At 54.0% G+C, this 9599-nt stretch carries 6 protein-coding genes; all 6 read left to right on the top strand.

Going from position 1 to position 9599, the window contains the following annotated elements:
- Window positions 1-181 precede the first annotated feature (181 nt).
- The 6 genes from HBN63_RS20985 (at window position 182) to HBN63_RS20960 (ending at window position 9260) form a co-directional block, all read left to right on the top strand.
- A complete protein-coding gene (locus tag HBN63_RS20985) occupies window positions 182-1837 on the top strand; it encodes a hypothetical protein (protein WP_170050760.1) in 1656 nt (551 codons plus the stop codon).
- A 2-nt stretch (window positions 1838-1839) separates the two neighbouring features.
- On the top strand, window positions 1840-2295 hold the full coding sequence (locus tag HBN63_RS20980) for a hypothetical protein (RefSeq protein WP_170050759.1): 456 nt from the start codon (window positions 1840-1842) through the stop codon (window positions 2293-2295).
- A 601-nt stretch (window positions 2296-2896) separates the two neighbouring features.
- Entirely contained in the window at window positions 2897-4159 is a 1263-nt protein-coding gene (locus HBN63_RS20975) for a TolC family protein (RefSeq protein ID WP_170050758.1), read from the top strand.
- On the top strand, window positions 4156-5616 hold the full coding sequence (locus HBN63_RS20970; RefSeq protein ID WP_170050757.1) for an efflux RND transporter periplasmic adaptor subunit: 1461 nt from the start codon (window positions 4156-4158) through the stop codon (window positions 5614-5616). Before HBN63_RS20975 ends, HBN63_RS20970 begins: the two co-directional genes overlap by 4 nt.
- Window positions 5613-8741: an efflux RND transporter permease subunit gene (locus HBN63_RS20965; protein WP_170050756.1), complete on the top strand. Its 3129-nt coding sequence runs from the start codon at window positions 5613-5615 to the stop codon at window positions 8739-8741. The genes HBN63_RS20970 and HBN63_RS20965 overlap by 4 nt, the downstream gene beginning before the upstream one ends.
- Before the next feature lie 186 nt (window positions 8742-8927).
- Entirely contained in the window at window positions 8928-9260 is a 333-nt protein-coding gene (locus tag HBN63_RS20960; RefSeq protein ID WP_090250716.1) for a DUF2790 domain-containing protein, read from the top strand.
- The last annotated feature ends 339 nt before the right edge of the window (window positions 9261-9599 follow it).

The following is a 9599-nucleotide window of genomic DNA, read 5'->3' as shown; positions in this document are numbered from 1 at the left end:
GAGGTGCTCGCGGCGGTTAGAAATACAGAAATTAGCGGGTGATCTGGTCGTTTTTGATCGGTTTGCCGCTTTCAAAATCGGCAGGGGCTGAAGTCAGCCTGAAATACAGGGCTTTTTCAGACCATCCCTAGACTGTCTATCTAAGAAAATAGAGTCTAATGTTTCAGCGTCTGAAAGACATTTGCGCCTCCTGAAGTATCTGCCGGATGAAGAACTTGTTGAGCTCAAGAATTTGCGTGAGTACTTACCATTTGCCTCAAATTCACACGACTCAACCTCACTCCTTAAGTTCTACAAAAAAAACGGTTTTAAGATAACTTCAAAATCACTCGGAAAGGTAAAGTGCATTTATTATGTACGAGGATTTGATGTTAAGCAGCGACTTGCTCAATTGATAGAGTTTCGCCGCAATATTGTTTTATATTCTGAGTTTTTTGAAGTGCTCCATAATCGACCACCTGTAGGAAGTCGTTCTAAGGATGTACATGCTCTAAAAGATAGGTTGCAGTCGCAAAGTCTGGCTTCTTTGGAAGCCTTTGCCTTGACGGGGGAGTCGTGTCTTTATGGCGCGAGGATAGTATATCTTAGTCGTGAAGATGCAGTTGCCGCAATAAGAACTATTGTCAGTGGTGGGTATAATTATCGCGCTTACATTCCGATATTAGATGCTGAGGAGCTTTATCCAGAGCTGTTCAACCAGAAGACCATGACCTACATTGCTAATGCAAATGCAGCTGGGTTCTACTCATTTCTTAGAATCTCGGAAGAACGAATCAATTTTTATAGACCGGTCACGAAAAGCAATAGAGTTAAGCATTCTGGCGTATCTGGGTTCTTAGTTGAACAGGCCAGCATTAAAAGTGCCGTCGTAGATGCTTTTGTTTCAGTTAATACGAAAGTTAAGTCTGAACTAATTCAGGAAATTAAAGAGGAGCTTCTAGCGGATGGAGTAGAGATTGGTTCGGCCACATTTGGGATAAATCAAAAGGTCTCTGATTATTTATTTGTTGTTCCAAGCAATCTTGGTGGTGTGTATAACGAACAAATTCCATCTATCCTTGGTTATTTCTCTGTTCTATATGCGATAAAACCAGCTAAGCAGGGGCAGTCAGCGTTTCTCCGTTACGGTGTTGTAGCCAATGAAGAGACTGTAAGTACGTTTCAGACCCACAAGGGACGACATTGGCAAACTAATTCACTTTTTCGGGCCGGCTTAGCTGCAAGTATTGTGAATAAGTGGATGGGAAGATCTGATAGTCAAGGTGATCATTACGATCATCAGACTGCTAAAGAACGTGCTGAGAAAGTCGGTGAGCTTATGCTCTCTGAGCAGTCCCGCTTTATTGGTGATCTGGCGAATAAGGTCAGGGCTTGGACTGACAACGATATCCCGACCCAGAATGTGCAGACCTTGTTGACTGATATGCTGCAAACCGTACATTACGGTCCGCTTGGACATTGTTTTCGTGATATTAATTTGAAGCCCTGCGAATTTCATCTGAAGTGTCTGACCGGAAATTCAGGAAAGGGCTGTAGAGAGTTCGTTGTAGATCTCTTAGATCCAGTTCAAATAAAGCAAGTCGAGTCAGAGCGTAATAGATCAGAAATTGAGCTGGCGCGGCTTTTTGAAGCCTTGAATAGACCCGGTATCCCGGTAGAGTCTGTTGAAATGCATATCGAACATCAAATGGCGATTTTTAGAAATTCTTCTTATATTTTAGATAATTCTGAGGTGGTGCTTAACGACATTCAAGTTGAAAAGAGTAAGGACTATCAGCCATTTAGGACCGATGGCTCTGTTCCAAGCGACTGTGTATTCCAATGTGGAGTAGCTTGATTGTGACTACGTCTACTGAGCAATGGGATAAAGCTTTTTCGGTATTGCAACAATTTGAAAGGCAGCTGATAGATCCTTCAAACTTTGGGTGGAAGTATATTACCGATAAGTCTGGTGTGTCTAAGCCGACTCTGTGGCGAAACAAAGAATTTGAAAAAGAGTTTCAACGTATTAAGGAAGTTGTCAAAAGTTATGCTCGTGGTGAGAAACAGTTCGATCAAGAGACTTCACTGAAAGCGGCCAGAGATCGTGATCGAGATCACCAGATCGAGGTGCTCAAGGCACAGGTTCAGGAGCTGACGAAGCAATTAAATAGGGAGCGAGAAAGACTCATTTACGCCTCTATGATTGCTCGCCGTAAGAATATCGATCCTGCGGAATTCTTAGATGAGAGCCCTGTGTTTCGTAAGCCTGCCAAAGGGGGCTCAGTGGTCAAGCTGCCGTCAAAGGGGGGCTAGCCAACGTCGGTTTCCATCAACTGGCTTTGTACCGGCTTTTAATGCATAGCTACCCTGCATGAGCCGCCGCCGAATTGACTGGCATCAATTTACCGATTGATGATTCTAGGTAACATGAGAGGATTCAGTTATCGTTCGGCCAGTCTCCAGAGTGGCATATCGCATGCGTCGACTTGGTTTTGTTCTAGCCCTGATTGTCAGCTTTATGCTCCCTTCTTTTGGCAGCATGGCTTCTGACATCACGATAGAGCCTTGTCCGATGCAAAGCGCCATGGCCGATATGGATCATGCCGGCAGTGAGCCCCCTTGCTGTGAGGACATGAGCGACACATCCAGCTCAGGCAGCAAATCCCCCTGCAAATCCGGCCAGGAATGCAAAACCAGTGGTCTGCTGCAAACTGTGGTGATCAAGCCCTTCGCTCCATTGCATACATCCCCGCAAACAGCGCTGATACAGCGGCTACTTCAACGAGAGCCCGCCGGTCTTTGGCGTCCACCCCGCGTCTCCTGATGTTCTGATCTGAAATGCGCTCCGCTAAGGGAGCGTTCTGTTGTCGCCTGCATTTAGGCGGCATCGATCAACATCACTGGAGACGAAAGCATGTCTGCTTTCCTTATCGCACGCCGTGGTTGCTTAGGCGTGCTGGCTGCTGCGCTGTGGGCGAGTTCGGTTCTCAACGCGCAGGCGCAGCCCCTCACGTTCGCCCGCGCTCAAACCTTGGCCGAGCGTACGGCCCCTGAAAATATTGCCCGGCAGGCGCAAGTCGAGTCGGCACAACAGGCGGTACTGCCTTCAGGTGCTCTGCCTGATCCCAAGTTGATCCTGGGCGTGGATAACCTGCCGATTGAAGGCCCGGATCGCTACTCACTTAACCGCGATTTTATGACCATGCGCCGCATTGGCCTGATGCAGGAAGTGCCTAATAGCCATAAGCGCCAGGCTCGCCGGCAACTGGCTGAGGCCACAGTTACCCGCGCCGAAGCGGAGCAACGCGCGATGATTTTGGAGACCAAGCGGCAGACGGCGCTGAGCTGGCTCGATGTCTATTACGCAGAGCGCCGTGTTGAGCTTTTCTCTCAGCTGAATGAGCAGATCACCCTACTGCGCTCAGCCGTTCAGGCCTTGATCGCTGGCAACTCCGCGCGATCCAGCGAGCTTCTTCAGGCCGATCAGGAAGCATTAACGCTTGAGGACCGGCGTGATGAGCTGGATCGTGATGTTGCGATTGCACGCGCCACATTACGCCGCTGGGTCGGCGATGATGCGAGTCAGCCACTGGCCGGGACTCCACCTGTGCTTAGCTTGGAAGTACCGCACCTGCAGCATCGTCTGGGGGAACATCCAGATCTGCGGGCTGCGGCCGCCCGTGTGGGCGAAGCTAATGCTGAGCTGGCCGAGGCAGTTTCCGAGAAGAAACCCGACTGGGGTGTCGAGTTCGCCTACAACAACCGCGATAACCAGTTCGGTGACATGGTGATGTTGCAGTTCACCTTTGACCTGCCCATGTTCGTCGGCACCCGCCAGGGACCCAAGATCAACGCCAAGCAACACGGCGTGGCCCAGGTGGAGGCGGAACAGGAGGTGCTGCTGCGCACTCACCAAGCCGAACTGGAAAGCGGCCTCGCCGAGTTGGCGCAGCTGCGCAAGATGTTGATCCGTACCGAACAACACCTTATCCCTTTGTCGAGCAAGCGCGTGGATCTGGAGCTTGCTGCCTACAAAGCGGGCAACAGTCAATTGGCAGCTGTGATCAATGCCCGTCGTGACTTGATTGAGGCAAAACTGCGGAAAATCGAACAACAGCGTCAGCTCAGCCAGCTCTCCGCCAGTCTGTATTACGCCTATGTGGAGGGCCTGAAATGAAAGCGTCCACGCTGAAGTATTGCCTAGTAGGCCTAGCTATTGCTGCGGGTGGAACCGCTGGCGGTTTCTGGCTGGGCAAACAAAGCTCATCCCATGATCAGATGCCAGCAGCAAAATCAGAAGATCGCCAGGTGCTCTACTGGTACGACCCGATGGTGCCTACTCAGCGCTTCGAGCAGCCAGGCAAGTCTCCCTTTATGGACATGGAACTGGTGCCCAAGTATGCCGGCGCTGAGCAGGATACGACCGCTCTCAGCGTGCCAGCGCAAGCAATCCAGAGCCTGGGTATGCGTACTTCGACGGTCGTTCGGGCAGTACTGCCGTCCGCTATCGATGCGGTGGGTTCACTGGCCTACAACCAGCGCGAAGTCGCTACGTTGCAGGCGCGCTCTGCCGGCTTTGTCGAACGGGTATATGGCCGTGCACCCGGAGATGTACTGCCTGCAGGAACGCCGCTGGCTGACCTGCTGATCCCCGAGTGGTCTGCTGCCCAGCTTGAGTTCATCGCGGTATTGCAGAGCGGAGATGCTCGATTGGTCGACGCTGCACGTGAACGCCTGCGCCTGCTGGGGATGCCCAAAGGGTTGATCGAGCACGTGCAACGTACCCGTAAACCGAAGGCATTGCAGACCTTGCTCACCCCTATTGGCGGTGAGTTGCTGTCCCTGGAGGTACGCGCTGGCATGGCGGTCTCGGCGGGCCAAGACCTGGCTCGCCTCAATGGGCTATCGAGCATCTGGCTCGACGCGGCCATCCCTGAGTCCCAGGCCGCAGCGGTTCAGCTTGGCGCGCAGATCAGTGCAAGCCTGACTGCTTTTCCAGGCCAAACGCTCAAAGGCCGAGTGATTGCACTATTGCCGAGTGCCGACGTGCAGACACGAACGCTGACGGTGCGCAGTGAACTGCCCAATCCAGACGGCACGTTACGCCCCGGTATGTTTGCATCGGTGCGGCTCAATAGCGCAGACGAGCAGCCGGTGCTGCTTATTCCTAGCGAGGCGGTGATTCGCACCGGTAAACACGCTCTGGTCATGCTGGCTGAAGGTGAAGGACGATTCCGTCCTCATGAGATCCAGGTCGGGCGGGAAGCAGATGGCCGCTTCGAAGTGCTTGCGGGCCTCTCTGAGGGGCAGGCGGTGGTTACTTCAGGGCAGTTCCTGATTGATTCGGAAGCCAGTTTACAGGGGGTGATGGCACAGGTAGGCGACCCTGTTCCCGTGCAGGCCCCGCTGCATGAGTCCCAGGGTGTGATCCGCGAACTTGATGATCAAACGGTCACGCTGGAGCACGGCCCTTTCGAGAGCCTCGGTATGCCAGGCATGACCATGGTTTTTGATTTGGCCAAGCCAGAAGTCGCGGTTGGATTGAAGATAGGCGACGCCGTCCGCATTGGAGTACGACAAAGCGATGCCGGATTATTCGTTGAGCAGCTCAATAAACAAGGAGCGAGCCAATGATCGCGCGCTTGATCCATTGGTCAATTGGCAACCGCATTCTGGTCTTGTTGGCGACCCTGTTTATCACTGCCTGGGGCATCTGGTCTTTACGTAGCACACCGCTAGATGCCTTACCGGATCTCTCCGACACTCAGGTGATCATCCGCACCAGCTTCCCAGGCCAGGCCCCTCAGATCATCGAGAACCAGGTGACCTACCCGCTGGCTAGCACCATGCTTTCTGTGCCTGGGGCGAAGACCGTGCGTGGTTATTCGTTCTTCGGCGACTCGTTTGTCTACGTGTTATTCGAGGACGGCACAGACCTTTATTGGGCGCGTTCCCGCGTACTGGAGTACCTCAACCAGGCGCAGGATCGACTGCCTGAAGGGGTCACCACCACCCTTGGTCCCGACGCCACTGGCGTGGGCTGGATCTACCAATACGCCTTGGTGGATCGCAGCGGCAAACATGACCTCTCGCAGTTGCGCTCAATCCAGGATTGGTTTCTTAAGTACGAGCTGAAAAGCCTACCTAGCGTAGCGGAGGTCGCCACGCTAGGTGGCATGGTCAAGCAGTATCAGATCGTGCTCGATCCGCAGAAGATGATTGCCTACGGTGTGACTCAGCGGGAGATTGAGGCAGCGCTGCAGGGGGCTAACCAGGAAACCGGGGGCGCCGTTCTTGAATTAGCCGAGCGTGAGTACATGGTGCGTGCCTCTGGCTACCTGGAAAGCCTGGAGGACTTTCGCAATGTACCGTTGCGCACTTCGCAGACCGGCATACCGATTTTGCTCGGCCAGGTAGCCAGCATTCAGCTCGGCCCGGAGATGCGCCGTGGTATAGCCGAGCTAGACGGTGAAGGCGAAGTGGTCGGTGGTGTGGTGATCATGCGCTCGGACAAGAACGCTCGCGAGGTGATCAGCGCAGTAAAAGAGAAGCTGGACAGCTTACGCGCAAGCCTACCCGCTGGCGTCGAGTTGGTGACTACCTATGACCGTTCCCAGTTAATTGACCGGGCTATCGACAACCTCAGCTTCAAGCTGCTGGAAGAGTTTGTAGTGGTCGCCCTGGTCTGTCTGATCTTTCTCTGGCATCTGCGCTCCTCGCTGGTGGCGATCATTACCCTGCCGCTGGGCATCCTTATGGCGTTTATCGTCATGCGTCATCAAGGCATCAACGCCAACATCATGTCCCTAGGCGGTATCGCCATCGCCATTGGTGCCATGGTCGATGCGGCCGTGGTGATGATTGAGAACGCCCACAAGCACATCGAAACGTGGAAAGAGCAGTATCCGAACGAGCGCCTACAAGGCGACACGCACTGGCAGGTGATCGGCAAGGCGGCTGCCGAGGTCGGTCCTGCGCTGTTCTTCAGCTTGCTGATCATTACCCTGTCGTTTCTCCCTGTGTTTACCCTCGAAGCCCAGGAGGGCCGGCTGTTTGGTCCGCTGGCCTTTACCAAAACCTACGCCATGGCTGCTGCTGCAGGGCTGTCAGTCACTCTGGTACCGGTGCTGATGGGCTACTGGATACGCGGGCATATCCCCAATGAGCAGCAGAACCCACTGAACCGTTGGCTGATCGCGGCCTACCGGCCGGTACTTGAAGCGGTGCTGGCGTGGCCGAAGACCACCTTGGCATTGGCATTACTGGTCTTCGTCTCCAGTCTCTGGCCGCTAAGTCGGCTTGGCGGTGAGTTTCTGCCAGCGATGGACGAAGGCGACCTGCTCTACATGCCCTCGGCATTGCCCGGCCTTCCAGCAAGTAAAGCAACTGAGCTGCTGCAACAGACTAACCGCATGATTCTCAGTGTGCCGGAAGTGGCGCAGGTGTTCGGCAAAGCAGGCCGAGCAGAGACCGCCACTGACCCCGCGCCACTGGAGATGTTCGAAACTACGGTGCAGTTCAAACCACGCGATCAGTGGCGCGATGGCATGACAGCGGAGAAGCTGATCGATGAGCTTGATCAAGCGGTAAAAGTCCCCGGGCTTTCGAACATCTGGGTACCACCGATCCGCAACCGCATCGACATGCTCGCCACCGGTATAAAGAGTCCTATCGGGGTGAAGGTTGCCGGCACTTCGTTGGTCGATATTGAGCGCATCACCCGTGAGATCGAAGGGGTGGCCAAACAGGTGCCGGGGGTGAGTTCGGCGCTGGCTGAACGACTGACTGGCGGGCGTTACGTGGATATAAAAATCAATCGCCTGGCCGCAGCGCGTTATGGCCTCAACGTCGATGAAATCCAGGCGGTGGTGTCAGGTGCTATTGGTGGCAGCAACATCGGTGAAACCGTAGAAGGGTTGGCGCGCTATCCGATCAATCTGCGTTATCCCCGCGAGTGGAGAGACAGCCCCGAGGCGTTGCAACGGCTGCCCATCCTTACGGCGGCAGGCCAGCAGATCACGCTCGGTTCTGTGGCCGACATAAGCCTGAGCGAAGGACCACCGATGCTGCGCAGCGAAAACGGACGTCTTTCCGGCTGGGTCTATGTCGATGTCCGTGACCGTGACCTAGCGTCGACCGTACGTGAGCTCCAGCAGCGGGTGTCGGAGTCTGTGCAGCCAGATGCGGGCATGACCATTTCCTACTCGGGGCAGTTCGAGTTTTTGGAACGCGCCAATGCACGCCTAACCTGGGTGGTTCCGGCGACACTGCTGATTATCTTCGTGCTGCTCTATCTGACCTTCAATCGTTTGGCCGAGGCCTTGCTGATCATGGCCACCTTACCGTTCGCCCTGACAGGCGGTGTCTGGCTGCTCTACTGGCTGGGTTTCAACCTATCGGTGGCCACTGGTGTTGGCTTTATTGCGTTGGCTGGGGTGTCGGCGGAGTTCGGGGTGATCATGCTGATCTACCTGCAAAACGCCTGGCATTCCCGATTTGAAGCGGGGCGCACAGATAATCCTGCTTTGCTTGAGTCAATTCGAGAGGGGGCTGTGTTGCGCGTGCGACCGAAGGTGATGACGGTCGCGGTGATCATTGCCGGACTATTGCCGATCCTCTGGGGCGATGGAGCGGGATCTGAAGTCATGAAGCGAATTGCCGCACCGATGGTCGGCGGGATGATCACCGCACCGTTGCTGTCGATGCTGGTGTTGCCGGCTGCCTACTGGTTGATGCGGCGCAAAGGGGGAGGAGCATGATGTAGCAGGTCTGGGGATGACTCGGGGTAACTGGAGAGGAAGTCTGAGTTGCCCCTGTCATTTAATATTTTTGAGCTACTAAAAAGCTCCCTAATACTGCAATTACGAAGATGTAATTTTCGCTTCACTTTGATGACAGGTGCCTACGTTTATATTTTCACTACAACCTAAGTAGAGGAATTAAACGTGAACATTCTTAAAGCTGTCTTGGCGGTATCTATTCTTTCTGCATCGTCCCTGGTTATGGCCGAAGGCGGCGGTGACCGCGTCTATGGTCGAATGATTCAGGATAATGAAAGAGCGATGCAGGAATACGCTGCTGCTCGTGGCAAGACTCCGCCCGAGGTGACTCACTATCGCTACGGCATGAAGCTGGACATCGCGAAGGTTGTACATACGAGTCCTACAGGCTCTGGTTGCGAGGTAATGCCGGCTCAGATGACCTATGAGGACTCCAGCGGCGATTTGCAGACTATTGAATATCGGGCAATGGGTACAGCCTGCCGGAATCAAAACTGAGCTACATAGGAGCTTACAGGTCACTGACTTAAAAGTAATTTTCAAGTCACCCTGACGTTATTTGGCGTGTGGAAGTATGGCGTGAGCGCGCACGGGCGATGCCTGGCGCGCTACGGCAACTACTACAAGAAATCTCACCGAGATAAAACTGCCAAATAATTCAGGAGTGTCACATGAATAACCCCCTTTTTTGCTTATCGCTGATAGCTCTGCGGCGATTTTCAAGGTAGTTGTCGCGTGAGCGTGTCACGCTGCCTTTGATGTTTGCTGCAGTACCGCTTCCCGCTCCGGGTTCAGGCACACGATTGGTGCCAGCACCCAGTTCCTGATGTTGCCGCT

Source organism: Pseudomonas sp. WS 5011 (assembly GCF_012985775.1).
Lineage (GTDB): Bacteria > Pseudomonadota > Gammaproteobacteria > Pseudomonadales > Pseudomonadaceae > Aquipseudomonas > Aquipseudomonas peli.
This window is presented reverse-complemented; position numbering and strand designations above follow the sequence as displayed.

What these genes read in the sequence shown, in the direction of transcription:
- HBN63_RS20975 (WP_170050758.1), top strand. Translation starts at nt 2,897, where the DNA reads ATGTCTGCTTTCCTTATCGCACGCCGTGGTTGCTTAGGCGTGCTGGCT.
- HBN63_RS20965 (WP_170050756.1), top strand. Translation starts at nt 5,613, where the DNA reads ATGATCGCGCGCTTGATCCATTGGTCAATTGGCAACCGCATTCTGGTC.
- HBN63_RS20970 (WP_170050757.1), top strand. Translation starts at nt 4,156, where the DNA reads ATGAAAGCGTCCACGCTGAAGTATTGCCTAGTAGGCCTAGCTATTGCT.